General features: G+C 69.9%; 17 protein-coding genes. 4 read left to right on the top strand and 13 right to left on the bottom strand.

Annotated elements, in window-relative coordinates:
• Positions 1-21 precede the first annotated feature (21 nt).
• The 6 genes from ETO60_RS03935 to ETO60_RS11485 form a co-directional block, all read right to left on the bottom strand.
• On the bottom strand, positions 22-1,593 hold the full coding sequence (locus ETO60_RS03935; protein ID WP_130002795.1) for a spinster family MFS transporter: 1,572 nt from the start codon (positions 1,591-1,593) through the stop codon (positions 22-24).
• Between the two features lie 20 nt (positions 1,594-1,613).
• The gene (gene queC / locus ETO60_RS03930) at positions 1,614-2,312 is read right to left on the bottom strand and encodes a 7-cyano-7-deazaguanine synthase QueC (RefSeq protein WP_130002794.1); all 699 of its coding nucleotides are present in this window, start codon (positions 2,310-2,312) and stop codon (positions 1,614-1,616) included.
• Positions 2,313-2,379: 67 nt separating this feature from the next.
• Entirely contained in the window at positions 2,380-3,306 is a 927-nt protein-coding gene (gene hslO / locus ETO60_RS03925) for an Hsp33 family molecular chaperone HslO (protein ID WP_234026306.1), read from the bottom strand.
• A gap of 21 nt (positions 3,307-3,327) precedes the next feature.
• On the bottom strand, positions 3,328-4,317 hold the full coding sequence (gene argF / locus ETO60_RS03920) for an ornithine carbamoyltransferase (protein WP_130002792.1): 990 nt from the start codon (positions 4,315-4,317) through the stop codon (positions 3,328-3,330).
• Complete coding sequence (locus tag ETO60_RS03915) at positions 4,314-5,504, bottom strand: aspartate aminotransferase family protein (protein ID WP_130002791.1); 1,191 nt, start codon at positions 5,502-5,504, stop codon at positions 4,314-4,316. Before ETO60_RS03915 ends, argF begins: the two co-directional genes overlap by 4 nt.
• Positions 5,505-5,623: 119 nt before the next feature.
• A complete protein-coding gene (locus tag ETO60_RS11485; RefSeq protein ID WP_130002789.1) occupies positions 5,624-6,367 on the bottom strand; it encodes a cold-shock protein in 744 nt (247 codons plus the stop codon).
• Between the two features lie 253 nt (positions 6,368-6,620).
• On the opposite strand from ETO60_RS11485, the gene ETO60_RS03905 reads away from it, so the two are divergent.
• Genes ETO60_RS03905 through ETO60_RS03890 form a run of 4 tightly spaced genes read left to right on the top strand, consistent with a single transcriptional unit; the run spans position 6,621 to position 10,013 of the window.
• On the top strand, positions 6,621-7,061 hold the full coding sequence (locus tag ETO60_RS03905; RefSeq protein ID WP_130002788.1) for a TIGR01244 family sulfur transferase: 441 nt from the start codon (positions 6,621-6,623) through the stop codon (positions 7,059-7,061).
• 3 nt (positions 7,062-7,064) lie between these two features.
• The gene (locus tag ETO60_RS03900; protein WP_130002786.1) at positions 7,065-7,484 is read left to right on the top strand and encodes a hypothetical protein; all 420 of its coding nucleotides are present in this window, start codon (positions 7,065-7,067) and stop codon (positions 7,482-7,484) included.
• A complete protein-coding gene (locus ETO60_RS03895; protein ID WP_130002785.1) occupies positions 7,463-8,392 on the top strand; it encodes a sterol desaturase family protein in 930 nt (309 codons plus the stop codon). The genes ETO60_RS03900 and ETO60_RS03895 overlap by 22 nt, the downstream gene beginning before the upstream one ends.
• A gap of 31 nt (positions 8,393-8,423) precedes the next feature.
• On the top strand, positions 8,424-10,013 hold the full coding sequence (locus ETO60_RS03890; protein WP_130002783.1) for a GMC family oxidoreductase: 1,590 nt from the start codon (positions 8,424-8,426) through the stop codon (positions 10,011-10,013).
• 40 nt (positions 10,014-10,053) lie between these two features.
• On the opposite strand, the gene ETO60_RS03885 is transcribed toward ETO60_RS03890, so the two are convergent.
• From ETO60_RS03885 to pheS, 7 genes are read right to left on the bottom strand one after another with little or no spacing between them, the layout of a single operon-like run.
• Positions 10,054-10,770 carry an endonuclease/exonuclease/phosphatase family protein gene (locus tag ETO60_RS03885; protein WP_130002782.1) on the bottom strand — a complete coding sequence of 239 codons (717 nt, stop codon included), beginning with the start codon at positions 10,768-10,770 and terminating at the stop codon, positions 10,054-10,056.
• Complete coding sequence (locus tag ETO60_RS03880; protein WP_130002780.1) at positions 10,767-11,663, bottom strand: alpha/beta fold hydrolase; 897 nt, start codon at positions 11,661-11,663, stop codon at positions 10,767-10,769. Before ETO60_RS03880 ends, ETO60_RS03885 begins: the two co-directional genes overlap by 4 nt.
• A gap of 2 nt (positions 11,664-11,665) precedes the next feature.
• On the bottom strand, positions 11,666-13,198 hold the full coding sequence (locus ETO60_RS03875; protein ID WP_130002779.1) for a peptide chain release factor 3: 1,533 nt from the start codon (positions 13,196-13,198) through the stop codon (positions 11,666-11,668).
• Positions 13,123-14,208, bottom strand: coding sequence for a phosphatase PAP2 family protein (locus ETO60_RS03870; RefSeq protein WP_165362101.1), 1,086 nt, complete (start codon positions 14,206-14,208; stop codon positions 13,123-13,125). Before ETO60_RS03870 ends, ETO60_RS03875 begins: the two co-directional genes overlap by 76 nt.
• 60 nt (positions 14,209-14,268) lie before the next feature.
• A complete protein-coding gene (locus ETO60_RS03865; protein ID WP_130002775.1) occupies positions 14,269-15,021 on the bottom strand; it encodes an SDR family NAD(P)-dependent oxidoreductase in 753 nt (250 codons plus the stop codon).
• Entirely contained in the window at positions 15,018-17,408 is a 2,391-nt protein-coding gene (gene pheT, locus ETO60_RS03860) for a phenylalanine--tRNA ligase subunit beta (protein WP_130002774.1), read from the bottom strand. Before pheT ends, ETO60_RS03865 begins: the two co-directional genes overlap by 4 nt.
• Positions 17,405-18,520, bottom strand: coding sequence for a phenylalanine--tRNA ligase subunit alpha (pheS, locus tag ETO60_RS03855; RefSeq protein ID WP_130002773.1), 1,116 nt, complete (start codon positions 18,518-18,520; stop codon positions 17,405-17,407). Before pheS ends, pheT begins: the two co-directional genes overlap by 4 nt.
• Positions 18,521-18,600 lie beyond the last annotated feature (80 nt).

Here is an 18,600-nt window from a genome sequence, read left to right as displayed (position 1 = left end):
CTTCGCGGTCGCGTGATCCGCTCAGCCTTGGCTCTGCGCGGCAAGCGCCCGCGGGACGAGACGCAGCGCGGCAAAAAGGGCGACGGCACCGAGCGGCACCACGACGAGCGTCGACAGGACGCCGGCGGAAAGATTGTCGTCGAGGCGCGAGGACACCAGCCCCGCCATGTACGGACCCAAGGCAAGCCCGATCAGCGTGGTGCCGAGGAAGAACGTCGCCGTGGCCGTTGCGCGCATGCGCGGCGGCACCAGCGTCTGCGTCACCGCACCCGCCGCCCCCAGCGCGGAGGACGAGAACAGCGCCGCGATGAAGAAGGTGACGTAGAACAGCGCCAGAGTGCTCGTGGTGAAGGCGACGAGCAGGGGGATCACCGGGGCGAGCAGGCCGAACAGGATCACCCGGACGCGCCCGTTGGCGTGCCGCAGTTGCAGCCGGTCGGCGACATTGCCGCCGATGATGACGCCGAGGAACCCGGCCACGGCCGCCGGGGCGCCGATCAGCAGGCCCAGCTCGCTCTTGGGCACGCCGAAGACCCGTTCTGCGTAGGGTGCGGCCCAGTAGGAGGTCGCGTAGGACGTGAACGCGACGCAGGAATAGCCGAGCACGGTCGTCACGAACGCCTTCGACCCCCAGATCATGCCGAACGCCTCCGGATCGCGCACCCGGAGCGAGGCGGCCCAGCAGAAGATGGCGTAATAGCCCACGCCGAGGAACACCCACTGGTCGGAGATCGCGGTGGTGAACCGCCCCGGTCCGCTGCCGGTGAGCTGGGTCAGCGCCAGTCCCGCCAGCACCGCCGTGCCGGCGACGGCGAGGTTGACGAGAAGCGGCGCCACCCCGCGGCGGGCGGCGCCGATGACGGTGAGCGGCGGGATGATGGTCAGCAGTTCCTGCCCGAATTCGCGGAACGGCGCCGGGTGAGGCGGAGTGATCCGCCCCTCCATGCCGCCCCGCACCGGCTCGCGCATGGTGATGAGCCACAGCGCCAGCACGACCCCCGGCAGCCCGACGATCACGAACGCCGCCTGCCACCCGACCAGTCCCAGCGGTCCGCCGGCCGGATACGCCGCATTCCACCGCTCGACGATCACGGCGCCGATGAGCAGCGACAGGCCGCTGCCGAGATAAAGCCCCGACGAGTAGATCGCCAGCGCCGTGGCGCGGAGCCGGGCCGGGAAGAAGTCGGAGATGAGCGAATAGGCCGACGGGCTTGCCGTGGCCTCGCCGATGCCCACCCCGACGCGCGCGAGCGTCAGCGCCAGCCCGTCGCGCGCGAAGCCGGACACGGCCGTCATCGCCGACCAGAGCGCGAGGCCGATGCTCATCAGCCGTACGCGGTGCCAGCTGTCCGCCAGACGCCCTAAAGGAATGCCGAACAGGGCGTAGAAGATGGCGAAGGCCGTGCCGTACAGAAAGCCGAGATCGGCATCGCTCAGCCCGAGGTCGAGCTTGATGTCGTTGGCAAGGATCGACAGGATCTGCCGGTCGATGAAGTTCAGCATGTAGACGATGACCAGCAGGCCGAGCGCATACCAGCTGTAGCCGGGCACCGCCTGCTGTTCGGAGGCGGTGCTCCGCGCGTCGTCGTTCATCGGCTGATCCCCCGGCTGTGTCAGTCGTGCTGTTCTGCGTAGGAAGTTCTATCGACCACGCCGCTTTCGGCAAACCCTTTCCGTCGCAGGCGGCACGAATCGCACAGGCCGCAGGCGCGTCCGTCCGGCTGCGGGTCGTAGCAGGACCAGCTCCATGCCGGGTCAAGCCCGAGGCGGGCCGCCTCGCGGGCGATGTCCGCCTTGCTCATGTGCTGAAGCGGAGCATGGACGATGAACCCCGCGCCCTCGGTTCCCAGACGCGTGCCAAGGTTCGCGGCCGCGGCGAAGCTGGCGATGAATTCGGGGCGGCAGTCTGGATAGCCCGAATAATCGAGCGCGTTGACGCCGATGAACAGATCGCGCGCGCCCAGGCTCTCGGCAAGAGCGACAGTGAGGCTGAGGAACACGAGATTGCGGGCCGGCACATACGTCACCGGAACACCGTCGCCCACACCGTCCTTGGGCACCGCGATGGCATCGGTCAGTGCGGACCCGCCGATGCAGCGCAGGTCGAGCGGCAGAAGCACGTGACGCTCGACCCGCAGACGCGATGCGATCTCCCGCGCCGCCTCCAGCTCGCGCCGGTGCCGCTGGCCGTAGTCGATCGTCAGGGCAGCGAGCCTGAACCCCTGCTCCCGCGCCAAACCCGCCGCGACCATGGAGTCCAGCCCCCCCGACAGGAGCACAACGGCAAGAGGAGCGGCGGACGAGGCAGGCATCGTGCGCCGCTTAGCAAGCCTGCCGGCCCGCGCAACGTCCGGTGCACGCCCGGTCGACAGCAGGAGTTCAGAGCGCGAAGCGGAACTGCTTGGAACAGAAGTGGCAGTCCACGCCGATCATCCCGTCATCGCCGCGCATGGCCGCGCGCTCGCTTTCCGGAAAGGTGCCGAGGATCTTGCGGTAGTGCGCCTCGGTGCACCGGCATCCCTGCACCAGTCTGGCAAGACCGAACACCCGCACCTCGCGCTCCTCGTGGAACAGGCGCCAGACGAGGTCGTCGGCAGGCAGCGCCGGGTCGAGCAGCTCGTCGTGCCGCACGGTCCCGCCCAGCGCCGCCACATGCTCCCAGGACGGATGGTCGGGTTGCACATGCAGGCGTTCGCGCCCCTCCTCGCCTTCGGGTAGGTGCTGGAGCAGCATTCCCGCCGCCCGGTATCCCCCACGCGAGCCGGCGACCGCCACCCTTAGCAAGGTGGGCACCTGTTCCGAACGCCAGAAGTAGCTTTCGACGGCCTCGGCAAGGCTCGCCCCCTCGAGCGGAACCACGCCCTGATAGCGGCGGCTCTCCGGCCGGCCGTCCGCCGCGCGCGTGGGGAGCGCGACATCGAAGGTCAGCGCCAGATAACCCTCGCCGAACAGGGCCTCCAGCGTCGGACTCGTGCCCAGATCCGGCACGCGCACGGGGTCATGGTCGACGTAGCCGCGCAGCTCGCCATCGCGGTAGTCGCACACCAGCAGCCGCAGGGCGCCGCCGGCACCGCGCGCCTGAAGGGTGACCTGCGACCCGTCCCCCTTGATCAGCGAACCGATGAGCGCGGTGATCACCAGCGCTTCGGCGAGGGCGTGCGCGATCGGCGGCGGATAGGCATGCGACGACAGGATGGCGTCGAGCAACGCTTCGAGACGCAGGATGCGGCCGCGCGCGTCGCGCTCGGGAACGGTGAAGCCGAGGATCTGCTCGGACGTGGAGGCGATCTGGTGCATCCGCGCCATATGGGCGCGCCGGGCGACAAGTTAAGGCACGGCAGCGGCTTGCGGCTCGTCCGCCGCGAGCCGGTTGCCGGCGCACCACAGCAGAATGGCCTTCTGCGCGTGGAGCCGGTTCTCCGCCTCGGCGAACACGACGGATTGCGGGCCCTCGAACACGTCCTCCGCCACCTCGTCGCCGACATGGGCCGGCAGGCAGTGCAGGAACAGCGCGTCGGGACGGGCAAGCCGCATGAGCGCGGAAGTCACGCGATACGGCTCGAACGCCGCCCGGCTCGAGGGATCGTCGACCTGCCCCATGGATACCCACGTGTCGGTGAACACCGCGTCGACGCCCTCCACCGCCTCGCGCGGATCGAGGGTGAGACGCACATCCGCTCCGCCCGCCCGGGCAAGAGCGAGGTAGCGGGGATCGGGCTGCCGGTTGGCGGGCGTGGCCACCCTAACCCCGAAGCCGAGCAGTCCCGCCGCCTCCAGCAGCGAGTGGAGGACGTTGTTGCCGTCGCCCAGCCAAGCCAGCGTCATCCGCTCCAGCGCCTTGCCGTGCTCCGCCAGCGTCATGAGGTCCGCGACGATCTGGCAAGGGTGGGACAGGTCGGTCAGCCCGTTGATGACCGGCACGGCGGCGCTGCGGGCAAAGGTCTCCAGCTTGGCATGATCGTCGGTGCGGACCATGATCATGTCGACCATCCGGCCAAGCACCCGCGCGGTGTCGGCTACGCTTTCCCCCCGGCCAAGCTGCGTCGTGGCCGCATCGAGGACCAGCGCCGCGCCGCCGAGCTGGCGCATCGCCATGTCGAAGCTGACGCGGGTGCGGGTGGAGCTTTTCTCGAACACCATGCCGAGCACATGGTCGCGAAGCGGCGCGTCGTCGTCGGGAGCGCCGCGCGGCCGGTCGCCCCGGGCCCGCTTGCGCGCCGCGGCCGCGGTCAGAACCTCGCGCAGCCCGGCCGTGCCGAGGTCGCCGAGGGACAGAACGTCGCGTCCCCGCTTTGCCGGCGCGGTCAGATCCCTCATGCGGCAGGCGGGCGAAAATCGGCCGCGCCGGCCGACAGGCGTTCGAAGAACTCTTCCACTTCCGCATCGCCGATCACCAGCGGCGGCAGGATCCGCAGCGTCTGATCACCCGCAGCCACGGTGAGCAGCTGATGATGGTCGCGCAGATGCTGGTAGAAGGGGCGGCTCTCCATCGTCAGGCGCAAGCCGATCATCAGCCCCTTGCCCCGGACCTGGTCGAAGAGGTCCGGATGGTTGCCGATGAACTGTTCGAGACGCGCCATGATGGCTTGCCCGGTGGCGCGGACATGCTCGAGAAACGCCGGGTCGGTCACCACGTCGAGGACGGCCATGCCGGCGGCCATGGCAAGCGGATTGCCGCCATAGGTCGAGCCGTGCGCGCCGAAGCCCATGCCGCGCGCCGCCCTCTCGGTGGCGAGACATGCCCCCAGCGGGAAGCCGCCGCCGATCCCCTTGGCGGTTGCCAGAATGTCCGGCTCGATGCCGTAATGTTCATAGGCATAGAGCGCGCCCGTGCGCGCGACCCCGCACTGCACCTCGTCGAGAATGAGCAGCAACCCGTGCTTGTCCGCCAGCCGGCGCAGACCGGCCATGAACGCCTCGCTGGCCGGGCGGATGCCGCCTTCCCCCTGGATCGGTTCGACAAGGAAGCCGGCTGTCCGCTCGTCCACAAGCGCCGCCGCGGCGTCCAGATCGTCGAACGGACAGTAGCGGAAGCCCGGGAGCAGCGGCGCAAAGCCCGTGTGCATCTTTTCCTGGTTCGACGCGCTGATCGTCGCCATCGTCCGCCCGTGGAAGGCGTTGTGGAAGGTGATAATCTCGTGGCGTGCCGGATCGCCGTCCGCGTGCTGGTGGTAAGCGCGCGCCGTCTTGATGGCGCATTCGACCGCCTCGGCCCCGGAATTGGTGAAGAACACCGTGTCGGCAAAGGTATGGTCCACCAGCCGCTGCGCCAGCGCCTCTCCCTGCGGACTGCCGTAGAGGTTTGACACGTGCATCAGCGTCGCCGCCTGCCGCTGAATGGCGCCGATCAGATGCGGATGGCTGTGGCCAAGCAGATTGACCGCGATGCCGCTGGCAAAGTCGAGATAGCGGGTCCCGTCCTCGTCGATCAGGTGGCAGTGTTCTCCACGCACCGGGCGTACGCCGCAGCGCGGATAGACGGGCATGAGCGGGGTGATCGGCATCGGCGGATAAGGGCTTTCGCTTGCGTTTGCTGGCGCTCTTAACGGAGAATGGCGACCCGCCGGGCCGCCATCCACTGCAACGGGGCACGGGCGGGCCGGCGACCCGCCCGGTGCGGCTGTCACTCCTGCACGGGTGCCAGGTTGACAGCGGAGTTCTTGCCCCGCCGGTCCACCTCGATGTCGAAGGCGTAGCGTTCGCCCTCGTTGAGCTGGCTGAGACCGGACCGCTCCACCGCGCTGATGTGCACAAAGGCGTCCGGCTGCCCGTCGTCCCGCACGATGAAGCCGAAACCCTTCATGGCGTTGAAGAACTTGACCGTGCCGACTGCCCGCTCGCCAGTGAGTTCGCGTGCGGGCGCCTCGGGACGCTGCTGCGGCTTGATGAGTTCGCCCACGACCTGCAGGTCCTGCGCCGAAACCTTGCCGCCGCGGTCGACGAGGTTGAACTGCAGCTCCTGTCCCTCGGCGAGTCCTTCCAGCCCGGCTCGTTCCACGGCGCTGATGTGAACAAACACATCGTCGCCCCCGCCATCCTGGCTGATGAACCCGAACCCCTTCTGGCTGTTGAAGAACTTGACCGTGCCCTTGCCGGTGCCGACCACCTGCGCCGGCATGCGGTTGAAGCCGCCGCCACCGCCCGGACCGCCGCTGCGGAACCCGCCGCCACCGCCGCCGAAGCGGTTGCCACCGCCGCCGAAACGATTGCCGCCGCCGAAGCGGTCACCGCCACCGAACCGGTCGCCCCCGCCGAAATCACGCCGTCCGCCGAAATCCTGCGGCGGTCCGCCAAACGGATCGAACCCGTCTTCCCCGAACCCGTCGCGCTTGTCCCTGCCCCGCCGACGCCCCTTGTCGTAACCCATGATTGATCGCATACCTTGCCATGCCGCCGAGAACCGCAACCCCAAGCGCCGGCGACCAACACAGGGAGCAAAGACGTCCGGGTCGGCGGTCAAGAAAACCTCCGCCGCGCGCCTTTTGTGCCGGAGCATATCGCCAAACCGTCCCGGCGGGAAATGTTTTTCCGCTTGCCCTGATCAGAAAAGCCCGCTTGGTTGACGCGAATGGCAGCGCGCCCCGCCCCCCGGGACAGACGCGCCGCACTGGGAGCCTCTCATGAACCCTCATCAGATCGCGCCCGGCATCCTTGTCAGCGGGCAGATCGGGTCCGAAGACATGCCGGCACTCCGCGCCATGGGTGTGCGCCTCATCGTCAACAACCGTCCGGACGGGGAAAGCGCAGATCAGCCTGCGGGCGCCGTGCTCGAGGAGTGCGCGCGCCAGCACGGGCTGCGCTATGCCGCCTTGCCGGTGCGTGGCGGAACCCTCGCGGCGGAACAGGCGGACGCGCTCGGTGATCTCCTCGCCGGAGCGGAGGGCAAGGTGCTGCTGTTCTGCCGCTCGGGCACGCGCTCGGCGCTGCTGTGGGCCGCGGCGCAGCTTCGCGCCGGCCGGTCGCTGCACGAGGTGGAGGCGGCTCTGGGCGGCGTCGGCGTGGACACGGCCCAGGCCCGCGGCCTTCTGCTGCAGGCCGCGGAGCACACCCACCCTCGCTGATCCATGGCCGAGCTGTGGCAGGCGCTGGGGTCGCTGCTCGCCGTCATTGCCGTCGTGCTGCTGGTCCGTGCCCTGCGGCTCGGCGCGGATCCACTGCTCCCAAATGAGGAGGCGGCAAGGGCCGCGGCAGCCGCGGTCGACCCCGACTTTTCCGCCGTGGCAGTGGCTGTCGACCCGGCGCGCGACGCGGCGCTCTTGCTGGATGCGCGCGGGCGCGTGCTCGTCATGCGCGCGCACGGCTCGCACGTCGCGGGGCGGCTGCTCGGACCCGGTGCCAGGGCCGAGGTGAGCGGCTCCGACCTTGTGGTCGATGCCGGCGACCGGTGGTTCGGCCGGCTGACGCTCAGCCTCGACGACCCGCAGCATTGGAAGCGCCGCATCGACCTGTTATCCTGCGCGCCATGCCCAGCTTCAGCCCGGTAGACTACGCTGTGCCCGTGTTCGTGGCGCTGCTGCTGCTCGAGATCGGCTGGGCGGCGCGCCGCTCGCGGCGCAGCTACGAGTGGCGCGATACCGCGGTGAGCCTCGGAATGGGCCTCGGCAGCACCGTTGCGGGGGCGCTGTTCGGCGGCATCGTCGCCGCCGTCTCGCTGTGGGTCTATGATTATCGGCTGTTCGAGATCGGCTGGGTCTGGTGGGCGTGGCCGGTGTGCTTCGTGCTCGATGATCTCGCCTACTACTGGATCCACCGGGCTGGGCACCGGGTGCGCTGGTTCTGGGCGAGCCACGTCAACCACCATTCGTCGCAGCACTACAACCTGTCCACGGCCCTGCGGCAGAGCTGGACCGGGTTTTTCACCCTGGGCTTCACCTTCCGGCTGCCGCTCGTGCTGATCGGCTTTCACCCGGCGATGGTGGCGATCTGCGCCGGCTTCAATCTCGTCTACCAGTTCTGGATCCACACGGAGGCGGTCGGGCGGCTCCCGCGCTGGGTGGAAGCGGTCATGAACACGCCCTCGCACCACCGGGTGCACCATGCCACCAATCCGCGCTATCTCGACCGCAACTATGCCGGCGTCTTCATCGTCTGGGACCGTCTGTTCGGCACCTTCGAGCCCGAGCGTGACGACGAGGCGATCCGCTACGGGATCGTGCACCAGCTCGGCAGCTTCAACCTGCTGTGGGCGGTGTTCCACGAATTGATCGGCATGGCGCGCGACGTGGCCGCCGCACCGTGGCGTCACAAGCTCTCCTACATGCTGCGTCCACCAGGCTGGAGCCACGACAACAGCCGCGCGACCAGCGATGCGCTGCGGGCTCGCTGGGCCGAACGCCACGCCCCGGACGCGGCGCCCGCCGAGCCGATTGCACCGCACCGGGTGACCGCCTAGCATCGCGCCAAACACAACAGCGGGAGCAGGCATGGACACCTTCGACATCATCGTGATCGGCGGCGGCAGCGCCGGCAGCGCCGCGGCGGGGCGGCTGGCCGAGGACATGACGCGCAGCGTGTGCCTGCTCGAGGCGGGCGGGCACAACCGCTCGATCCTCGTCACCACGCCGGGGTTCATGCCATTCCTGCGTCAGGGGTCGAACTATCGCTACGAGACGGTGCCGCAGAAGGGGCTGAACGGCCGGCGCGGGTATCAGCCGCGCGGACGCGGCCTCGGCGGGTCGTCGGCCATCAACGCCATGATCTACATCCGCGGCCACCGCTGGGACTATGACAACTGGGCCGCCATGGGGTGCACCGGCTGGGCCTATGACGATGTCCTGCCTGTCTTCAAGCGCGCCGAACACAATGTGCGCGGCGCCGATGCCTTCCACGGCGCCAGCGGCCCCCTGTGGGTGTCCGACCAGCTGTGGCCCAACCCCGCCAGCATCGCCTTCGTCGAAGCGGCCGCTTCGCTCCAGCTCGGCCGCAACACCGACTTCAACGGCGAGCGGCAGGAGGGCTTCGGCCTCTACCAAGTGACGCAGCGCGACGGCGAGCGGTGGTCGGCCGCGCGCGCCTATCTCGACCCGCTGCGCCGGCAGCGCAATCTCGACGTGCGCATCGGCGTCTGCGTCCAGCGCATCCTGTTCGAGGAGGGCCGCGCCGTCGGCGTCATCTATGCCGTGGCCGGCAAGGAGCGCACCGTGCGGGCCCGCGGCGGCGTGGTGCTGAGCGGCGGCGCCTTCAACTCGCCCCAGCTGCTCATGCTCTCCGGCATCGGCCCGGCCGCGCATCTGCAGGAGCACGGGATCGCCGTTCTCGCCGATCGGGCGGCGGTGGGCGAAAACCTGCAGGACCACATCGACTACGTCTCCTCGTGGGAGAGCCGTTCGGACGTGCCGATCGGCGACAGCCGCGCCGGCACCCTGCGCATGGCCAGGGCGATCTGGGAACACCGGCGCAAGCGCACCGGCATCATGACCACTCCCTATGCCGAGAGCGGCGGCTTCGCCCGCGTCATGCCCGGCGTGCCGGCGCCCGACGTGCAGTGGCATTTCGTGCCCGCCATGCTCGAGGACCATGGCCGCACCAAGGTCAAGGGACACGGGGTCAGCCTGCACGCCTGCGTTCTGCGGCCCGAGAGCCGGGGCACCGTGCGCCTGCAGTCGAAGCGGGCCGAGGACGGACCGCTGATCGATCCCAACTTCCTCGACGACGAGCGGGACATGGCCACCCTGCGCGCCGGGGTGCGCCTGTCCCACCGCATCGCCGCGTCCCCTCCGCTCAGCCATCTCGGCCTCACCGACCGCTACCCGGTCGACCTCGCCGACGATGACGCTCTCGACAGCCTCATCCGCAGCCGTGCGGACACCGTGTACCATCCGGTCGGCACCTGCCGCATGGGCGGCGATGCGGACGCGGTGGTGGATCCCAAGCTGCGGGTGCGCGGGGTGGAGCGCCTGTGGGTCGCCGATGCGAGCATCATGCCCAGGCTCGTCAGCGGCAACACCAACGCCCCGTCCATCATGATCGGCGAACGCTGCGCCGATTTCGTGCGCGAGGCGCTGGGGGCATGACCGCCGGGGACGGCGACGCTCCGCCTAGCGGCGCTTCGCCTCACCCGGCGGTGCTTTCCACCCGCGCCCACACCGGGAGGTGATCGCTCGCGACCGTCGCCAGCGCGCTGTGGTGCGCGCGGGCCTCGGCGACGGTGAAACCTTCGTTGCAGATGATCCGGTCGAGCTGCGCCAGCGGGCGGCGGCTCGGATAGCTGGCTCCCGTCGGCGCCATGTGCCAGCCGCCCTCGCCCGGCAGGTCGAACTCCTGCATCGCGCCCGTCTGCCGACCCCACTGGTTGAAGTCGCCCATCAGGATGCAGGGCAGGCCATGGTCAAGCTCGTCGCAGCGGCGCAGCAGCGCGCGCACCTGGTCGCGGCGGCGCAGCCCCGACAGGTCGAGGTGGACGCCGATGACGCAGAAGCGGACCCCGTGCGCCTCCAGCACCGCCATCGCCGCGCCGCGCGGCTCCAGCGTCGGCAGGTCGAGCGCATGGGCTTCCAGCACCTCGATGTGCCGCCGCACCAGCAGGGCATTGCCATGCCAGCCGATCGAGCGCGGGCGTTTTGCCACCGGCACGACCTTCCACGGCGTGTCGTCGAGGAGCGCCCGCGGCAGGACGCTGGCCCGCTCTCCGAGACGCAGATCGGCTTCCTGCAGCGCAAAGACATCGGCATTCACCTCGCGCAGCACGGTGATGATGCGGTCCGCGTCCCGGCGGCGGTCGAGACCCACCCCCTTGTGGATGTTGTAGCTCGCAACCGTGAGCGTCGTCATCGGTCCGCTGAGAGAAACGCGTTCACGGTGCTCATGAATCTGTCGAACTGATCATGGTGCAGCCAGTGCCCGGCGTTTTCGAATTCGATCACCTGTGCGTCGCGGAAGTGCGAGATCCGGCCGTCCTTGGCCGGGTTCGAGGCCCAGCTGTTCGCCCCGTAGAGCAGCAGGGTGGGGCACGTGATCGCCGCCCACATCGTCTCGACGCACACCTGCTCGGAGGCGCCGATCGCCCACACGTTGAGGTGCGGGTCGAACTTCCACGAAAAGGTGCCGTCCTCGTTGCGGTTCACGCCGTGCACGGTGAGGTGCCGGGCCTGATCCTCGGTGAGGTAGTTGTTCTCCTCGATCATGCGGGCAAAAGCGTCCTCGATGGTCGCGTATTTGCGCACGCTGCGCCCGGACGCGCGCCGTTTCTTCTCGATCCATTCGCGGGCGCGCACGGGGAACGGCTGCTGCTCCTGCTCGGCGAGCAGCTTGGGCGACGGGCCGAGACCTTCGATCGCCACGATCCGCCGCACCATCTCGGGATAGATCCCGGCATAGCGCAGGGCGACGTTGCCGCCCATCGAGTGGCTGATGATCGTCACCGGGCCCGCGCCCAGCTGGTGCACGAGCTGCGCGAGGTCGTAGACCATGTCCTGCACCTGGTAGACGCCGTCCGACACCCAGTCGCTGTCGCCGTGGCCGCGGTGGTCCAGCGCGACCACATGCCATTCGTCCCGCAGCGCCAGCGCCGTCCAGTCCCACGAGCGGCAGTGATCCTTGCCCCCGTGGACCAGCACCAGCGTCGGCTTCACCGAGCCGTCGGGGCGCAGCCGCCCCCAGTCGACGTAGTGCAGCCTCAGCCGCTGCGACACGAAGCTTTGCGACGTGGGGCCGATCAGTTCCATCTCTACCGCTCCTTGATCGCGCTGAACCGAAGCTCGGGGTTCTTTTCTGCCTGGTAGTTCACGTCCCACAGGCTCTTGGCGAGGAACACCGGATCGCCGTCGCGGTCGCGGGCGACATTGGCGCGGTTGATGGCGGTGAAGGCGGCAAGCGCGGCCGCGTCCCCCCCGATCCAGCGCGCGGTGGCAAACGGCGCCGGTTCCAGCACCGCTTCGACCTTGTATTCGGCTTCGAGCCGGCTCACGAGCACCTCGAGCTGCAGCTGCCCCACCACGCCGACAATCGCCTGCGCCCCGATTTCCGGGCGGAACACCTGGATGACGCCTTCCTCGCTGAGATCGTCGAGCGCCTTGCGAAGCTGCTTGGTCTTGGTCGGATCCCTGAGCTGAACCCGCCGCAGGATCTCGGGCGCAAAGTTCGGCAGACCGGTGAACCGGACCTCGTTGCGCTCCGACAGGGTGTCCCCGACCCTCAGCGTCCCGTGATTGGGGATGCCGATGATGTCGCCCGCCTCCGCCGTGTCGGCCACTTCGCGGTCCTGGGCGAAGAACAGGATCGGCGAATGCACCGCGATCGGCTTGCCAAGGCCCGAAGGCGTCAGCTTCATCCCGCGCCGGAACGTGCCCGACACCTGTCGCATGAAGGCGATCCGGTCGCGGTGATTGGGGTCCATGTTCGCCTGGACCTTGAAGATGAAGCCGGTCACCTCCGGTCGGGCGGGATCGACCGGCCCGTCGCTGCTCGGCTGCGGACGCGGCGGTGGCGCGTGGGTCGCGAGGGCATCGATCAGTTCCTCCACGCCGAAGTTCTTGAGCGCCGAGCCGAAATACACCGGGGTCAGATCGCCCGCGCGGTATGCCGCAAGGTCGAGTTCCGGATAGCCGACACGGCCAAGCTCGACCTCTTCCGCAAACCTGTCCGGCACGTCCGCGCGGTCGCGGCGGCCGGCGAATTCGCGCGAAGGACCGTCGGGCCGGGCAATGGTGCCGCTGGCGAAGTCGAGCACGCCCTCGAAGGTGCCGCCCATGCCGAGCGGCCAGCTCTGCGGGCTGACATCGAGCTGGAGCAGGTCGGCGATCTCGTCGAGGAGATCGAACACGGCCCGCCCCTCGCGGTCGACCTTGTTGACGAAGGTGATGATCGGCACGTTGCGCAGGCGGCAGACCTCGAACAGCTTGCGCGTCTGCGGCTCGATGCCCTTGGCGGCGTCGATCACCATTACCGCCGAATCGACCGCGGTCAGCGTCCGGTAGGTGTCCTCGGAAAAATCCTCGTGGCCCGGCGTGTCGAGCAGGTTGAAGGTGATCCCGTTGCGCGCGAAGGTCATGACCGAACTGGTGACGGAGATGCCGCGCTGCTGCTCGATCTTCATCCAATCGGACCGTGCCCGGCGCGCCGCGCCGCGCGCCTTGACCTCGCCCGCCAGGTGGATGGCTCCGCCCTGCAGCAGCAGCTTCTCGGTCAGCGTGGTCTTGCCGGCGTCGGGATGCGAGATGATGGCAAAGGTGCGGCGATTGGCGAAGGTCGTGTCGGACATGGAACCGCGCCCTTAGCCGCCGCCGCCGGCGCCGTCCATGCGAGGCGCGGGGGGACCGCCGGCGCGTCGGCGCAGAGCCGCGTGGCCGCAAGGGCGCAGGCGAGCCACACCGCCATCCCCCCCAGGATGTCCGTCAGATAATGCCCGCCCATCGGCACGGTGGACACGATGGTGAGCGCCGCCCACGCGGTTGCCGGCCAGCGCAGGCGGGTGCCGGCAAAGCCCTGCGCCGCCAGCAGCGCCATCACCGTGTGGAAGGAGGGAAAGCAGACGATCCCCTCGAGGTCGTCGGGCCGCACCAGCAGCTCGCCTCCAAGGTAGAACCGTTCGAACGCCGCCAGCGCGTAGGTGCCCGCCCCGTGCGGCAGGCCCGCGCCCTGCAGCGTCTCGAGGCCCAGCATCGCCGCTGCACCGCGCGCCGGGAAAAGAAGCGAAAGCGCAGCCGTCGCCTGCATCGCCAGCATGGCCGTGCCGAACAGCGCCCACAGCCCCTGGCGGTGACCGCGCGCGAGGTGCCAGACGACAGCCGCCACGCACAGCATGGCTGACAGGTCGTAGGCCCGGAACAGCGCCGCCGACGCCCAGGGACGCGCAGCCACGGCATGCGTGGCGGCGGCCACGTCGATGCCAAGGCGGGAATCGGCAGCGAGGAGCGCCGTGTCGGCCAGCGGCAGACCGAGCCTGAGCCCGAGGCACGCCACCAGCCCGCACAGCAGCGTCCCGCTGGTGAACAGCGCCCCGGCAAGCGCCGCATCCCCAAGCCGCCAGTGGAGCATGCGGAACCGGCACCATCCGGCCACCCCGCCCAGCCCGAGGCCGAGCAGCGCCAGCGGCAGGAACTCGGCCGACAGGCGCTGCCCGGTCGTGGACAGGATCAGCACCAGCAGCGCGGCGCTCAATGCCTGTGCGACGAGGACAGCGGCCAGCACGCGTCGTCCCGCCGTGCTGGTCGTCGTGGCACGCGGTGGCAGGAGCACGGCGCCATGGGGATCCGCGGTGGCACGCCTCATGAGGCCAGCACATGCCCCCGCCATGCTTGCCAGCGGGTAAATGTGTCGGGACGGCCCCGTTCAGCCCGGCGTGCGCGCCACCTGGAATCCGGCCCAGCTCTGGCTGACCGGCATCAGCTCCAGCGTGTTGACGTTGAGATGCGGCGGCAGCTCGGCGATCCAGCGGATGGTGGCGGCGATGTCCTGCGCGGTCATCGGCTCGGCGCCTTCGTAAAGGCGGCGATGCGCCTCCGCATTGCCGCCGGTGCGCACCAGGGTGAATTCCGTCTCCACCATGCCCGGCTCGACCGAGGTGACGCGCACGCCCGTGCCGTGCAGGTCGCAGCGCAGGTTCAGCGTGAACTGCCGCACGAACGCCTTGGTCGCGCCATAGACGTTGCCGCCCGTGTAGGGCGTCGTCGCCGCCACCGACGACACGTTGATGATCGCGCCGCGCCGGGCGATGAGCTGCGGCAGCAGCGCGTGGGTGAGCGCGACCAGAGCGGTGACGTTGGTGTCGATCATCGTGCGCCAGTCCGACAGCGCACAGTCCTGTGCCGGCGCCGTGCCGAGCGCGAGGCCGGCGTTGTTGACCAGCAGGTCGATGTCCGCGAACGCCCCGGAAAGGGCGCCGAGCGCCGCCTCGCGGCCGGCGTCGTCGCGCATGTCGAACGCGGCGGCGCGGAAGCGGTCCTCGCCGTGGATCCGTTCAAGTTCGGCCAGCCGTTCGGCCCGCCGGCCCGTGCCCACCACCCGCCAGCCGCCGCCGATGAGGGCGTCCACGCAGGCGCGGCCGATCCCGGCCGTGGCGCCCGTCACGAGTGCCGTTTTCATGCGCGCAGTTCCCCGCCGAGCCGAGCCGCGGCCGCAACGATGCGATCGGACACACCCTTCAAGTCCGCTTCGGTGAAACTCTTCTCCCCCGGCTGCAGCGTCACCTCGATTGCCAGGGACTTGTGCCCGTCCGGAACGCCCTGTCCGGTGAAGACGTCGAAAACCCGCGCGTCCACGATCGCGCTCCTGTCGGCGCCGCGGACGGCGCGCACGAGGTCGGCTGCGGGAAGATCAAGGGGAACCAGAAACGCGAAATCGCGTGCCACGGATTGCAGCGCCGCCGGCACATAGGGCGGGCGGGCGAAACCGGCGCTCTTCCTCGCCGGCAGGGCATCCAGATGGAGTTCCGCCGCGACCACGGGTCCACCGATGTCGAAGGCCTTCAGCGTGGCCGGGTGCAGGGCTCCGAACCGGGCCAGCACCGTCTTGGGACCGAGCCGCAGGGTGGCCGACTGGCCGGGATGGAACTGCGGCCCCGCCTCGCCCATCACCTGCAGGTTGCCGACCGGCGCGCCGGCGAGCGCGAGCAGCGCCAGCGCCTCGGCCTTGGCGTCGAAGGCGTCGAACGCTTCGGCCTTGCCGTGCCGCCACCCGCGCGGGCGACGCTCGCCGGCCAGCAGCAGGCCGAGCGTAGGGCGTTCGTCGCTGAGGCCATCGGCCGCGCGGGCATAGCGGCGTCCCAGCTCGAACAGGCGGATGCTGTCGATCCCGCGGTCGGCGTTGCGCTTGGCAGCCATCAGCAGGCCGGGAAGAAGCGAGGGGCGCATCACCTTCAGGTCCTCGCTGATCGGGTTCTCCAGCGTCCACAGCGACGCTCCTTCCGGAGCGAAGCGGTCGGCTTGCGCGCGCGGGAGAAACGACCAGGTCACCGCCTCGTGAAGGCCGCGGGCGGCAGCCGCCCGGCGCAGGCGCCGTTCGGTCGCCTGAAGCGGCGTCGCGGTCGGCCTGGCGACGCCCTCGGCGCGCGGCAGGGCGACGCTCGCCACACGGTCGAGGCCGTGGATGCGGACGACCTCCTCCACCAGATCGGCCGCGCCTTCGATGTCATGGCGCCGTGGCGGCACGGTGACGCGCCAGTCCTCGGCGACGCGGAAGTCCAGCGCCTCGAGGATCCGGCGCTGCTCGGCTTCGGGCACACTGACCCCGCCCAGCCGCTGCGTCAGCGCGGGGTCGAAGGCGACCGCCTGCGGCTGATCCGGCGGCGTGCCGGCGCGCACGACGGCGCTCGCCTCGCCGCCACAGCTTCGCAGCACGAGATCGGTCAGGAGCGCCATGCCCGCATCCAGGAAGGCCGGGTCGACGCCGCGCTCGAAGCGTGTGCGGGCATCCGATGTCAGCCCCAGCCGCCGTCCGGTCATTCCCACCCGCGCGGGGTCGAAATAGGCGATCTCGAGCAGCACATCGGTGGTCGCCTCGGTGACGCCGGAATGCTCGCCCCCCATGATGCCGGCAATGTCGTGCACGCGCTGCGCATCGGCGATGACCGTCATCTCCCCGTCGAGCGCGTAGGTGCGCCCGTTCAGCGCCTCCACCTGCTCGCCGGGCTGCGCCCGCCGCGCCGTCACCGCGCCCGACAGCCTGGCCAGATCATAGGCATGGGCAGGGCGGCCGTAGGCGAGCATCAGGTAATTGGTCGCATCCACCACGGCGTTGATCGGCCGCTGCCCGGCGGCCAGCAGGCGGCGCTGGAGCCAGTCGGGGGACGCGCGGTTGGCGATGCCGCGGACCACGCGGCCGTAGAACGCCGGGCAACCCTCGGCGTCGTCCGCGCGGATCTCGACCGGACAGGCGAAGCTGTCCGCCACCTTGGGCACGGCGAGCGGCCGCAGCGCACCCGCGCCCGCCGCCGCCAGATCACGTGCGATCCCCAGCACCCCCATACAGTCGGGCCTATTCGGGGTGACGGCCACGTCGAACACGGGGGAGGCGTCCTGATAGTCGGCGAAGCTGGCGCCGACGGGAGCATCTGCGGGCAGCTCGATGATCCCGTCATGCTCGTCCCCGAGGTCGAGCTCGCGGACGGAGCACATCATGCCGTGCGACTCGACACCCCGGATGGCGCTGCGGCGCAGCTCCATCCCGCTTGCCGGCACCACCGCTCCGGGCAGCCCCAGAACGCCCAGCATTCCGGCGCGCGCGTTGGGCGCGCCGCAGACAACCTGCAGCGGCTCCCCGTCCCCGGCGTCCACGGTCAGCACCTGCAGCTTGTCCGCCTGCGGATGCCTCTGCGCCGTCAGCACGCGGGCCACGCGAAAGCCGCGCAGCCGGTCGGCGGGATCGTCCACACTCTCGACCTCGTGCCCGATCCGGTTCAGCGTCCGGGCGATCTCCTGCGCCGACGCGTCCGTGTCGAGAAAGGCGCGCAGCCATTCGAGCGAGAACCTCATGCCCGTGCTCCGATGCCGGCCGAAAGCGACGGCTGGGCGAACGGGCCGAACCCGTAGTGCCGCAGCCAGCGCAGATCGCCGTCGAAGAACGCGCGCAGATCGTCCATGCCGTATTTCAGCATCGCCAGCCGGTCGACCCCCAGCCCGAACGCGAACCCCTGATAGACATCCGGGTCCACTCCGGCGGATTCGAGCACCCGGCGGTTGACCATCCCGCTGCCCAGCAGCTCCATCCAGCCATGCCCTGGCGCATCGCCGTCGCCGCCCAGCACGCGCACCGGTCCCCTCGGCCCGTCCTCCAGCGCAAAGCCGACATCGACCTCGACGCTCGGCTCGGTGAAAGGAAAATAGGACGGACGCAGGCGCAGCACGAGGTCGTTGCGCTCGAAAAAGGCACGCAGGAACGTCTCCAGCGTCCATTTCAGATGGCCGAGGTGGATGCCGCGGTCGATGACCAGCCCCTCGACCTGATGGAACATCGGCGTGTGGGTGGCGTCGCTGTCCGAGCGATAGACGCGGCCGGGCGCGATCAGGCGGAGCGGCGCCCCCTGTTCCATCATCGCCCGGATCTGCACGGGCGAGGTGTGGGTGCGCAGCAGCATCCGTCGGCCCCGCGGTCCCGTATCGGGGAAGTAGAACGTGTCGTGCATGGCCCGGGCCGGGTGCGTTTCGGCCATGTTCAGCGCGGTGAAGTTGTGCCAGTCGTCCTCGATCTCGGGACCGGAGGCGACGGTGAAGCCCAGGTCGGCGAAGATCTCCGCCAGCTCGTCCATGACCTGGCTGACGGGGTGCACGGTGCCAAGCGGCTGTTCGGGCGCGGGCAGCGTCAGGTCGAGATGCTCGGCCGCAAGCCGCCGTTCCAGCGCCTCGGCCTCCAGCGCCTCCTTGCGCTCTTCGATCGCGGCGGCGATCCGGGTCCGCATGCCCTGGATGCGCGGCGCCTCGGCCTGCCGGGCCTCGGGCGTCATCGCGCCCAGTGTCTTCATGAGCTGGCTGACCCAGCCCTGCTTGCCCAGCGCCTCGATGCGGATCGCCTCCACCTGCGCCGGCGCTTGCGCCTGGCGCAACCGGTCAAGGGTGTCGGCCACGCGTTGGTCGTGTTCGGTGGTCATGCGCGGCTCGTTAGGCGGCACAAACGGAAAGCGCCACCCCCGTCGGGCGGGGATGGCGCCGGCATCCGGGAGTGGCTGAG

Origin of the sequence: Qipengyuania thermophila (genome assembly GCF_004153605.1) — a bacterium.
Classification (GTDB): Bacteria; Pseudomonadota; Alphaproteobacteria; order Sphingomonadales; family Sphingomonadaceae; genus Qipengyuania_B; species Qipengyuania_B thermophila.
This window is presented reverse-complemented; position numbering and strand designations above follow the sequence as displayed.

Coding starts and splice junctions, on each gene's coding strand:
- pheT (WP_130002774.1), bottom strand. CDS start 17,408: ATGAGGTTCTCGCTCGAATGGCTGCGCGCCTTTCTCGACACGGACGCG.
- ETO60_RS03915 (WP_130002791.1), bottom strand. CDS start 5,504: ATGCCGATCACCCCGCTCATGCCCGTCTATCCGCGCTGCGGCGTACGC.
- ETO60_RS11485 (WP_130002789.1), bottom strand. CDS start 6,367: ATGGGTTACGACAAGGGGCGTCGGCGGGGCAGGGACAAGCGCGACGGG.
- ETO60_RS03885 (WP_130002782.1), bottom strand. CDS start 10,770: ATGACGACGCTCACGGTTGCGAGCTACAACATCCACAAGGGGGTGGGT.
- pheS (WP_130002773.1), bottom strand. CDS start 18,520: ATGACCACCGAACACGACCAACGCGTGGCCGACACCCTTGACCGGTTG.
- hslO (WP_234026306.1), bottom strand. CDS start 3,306: ATGGCGCGGATGCACCAGATCGCCTCCACGTCCGAGCAGATCCTCGGC.
- queC (WP_130002794.1), bottom strand. CDS start 2,312: ATGCCTGCCTCGTCCGCCGCTCCTCTTGCCGTTGTGCTCCTGTCGGGG.
- ETO60_RS03870 (WP_165362101.1), bottom strand. CDS start 14,208: ATGAGGCGTGCCACCGCGGATCCCCATGGCGCCGTGCTCCTGCCACCG.
- ETO60_RS03865 (WP_130002775.1), bottom strand. CDS start 15,021: ATGAAAACGGCACTCGTGACGGGCGCCACGGCCGGGATCGGCCGCGCC.
- ETO60_RS03875 (WP_130002779.1), bottom strand. CDS start 13,198: ATGTCCGACACGACCTTCGCCAATCGCCGCACCTTTGCCATCATCTCG.
- argF (WP_130002792.1), bottom strand. CDS start 4,317: ATGAGGGATCTGACCGCGCCGGCAAAGCGGGGACGCGACGTTCTGTCC.
- ETO60_RS03890 (WP_130002783.1), top strand. CDS start 8,424: ATGGACACCTTCGACATCATCGTGATCGGCGGCGGCAGCGCCGGCAGC.
- ETO60_RS03895 (WP_130002785.1), top strand. CDS start 7,463: ATGCCCAGCTTCAGCCCGGTAGACTACGCTGTGCCCGTGTTCGTGGCG.
- ETO60_RS03900 (WP_130002786.1), top strand. CDS start 7,065: ATGGCCGAGCTGTGGCAGGCGCTGGGGTCGCTGCTCGCCGTCATTGCC.
- ETO60_RS03880 (WP_130002780.1), bottom strand. CDS start 11,663: ATGGAACTGATCGGCCCCACGTCGCAAAGCTTCGTGTCGCAGCGGCTG.
- ETO60_RS03905 (WP_130002788.1), top strand. CDS start 6,621: ATGAACCCTCATCAGATCGCGCCCGGCATCCTTGTCAGCGGGCAGATC.
- ETO60_RS03935 (WP_130002795.1), bottom strand. CDS start 1,593: ATGAACGACGACGCGCGGAGCACCGCCTCCGAACAGCAGGCGGTGCCC.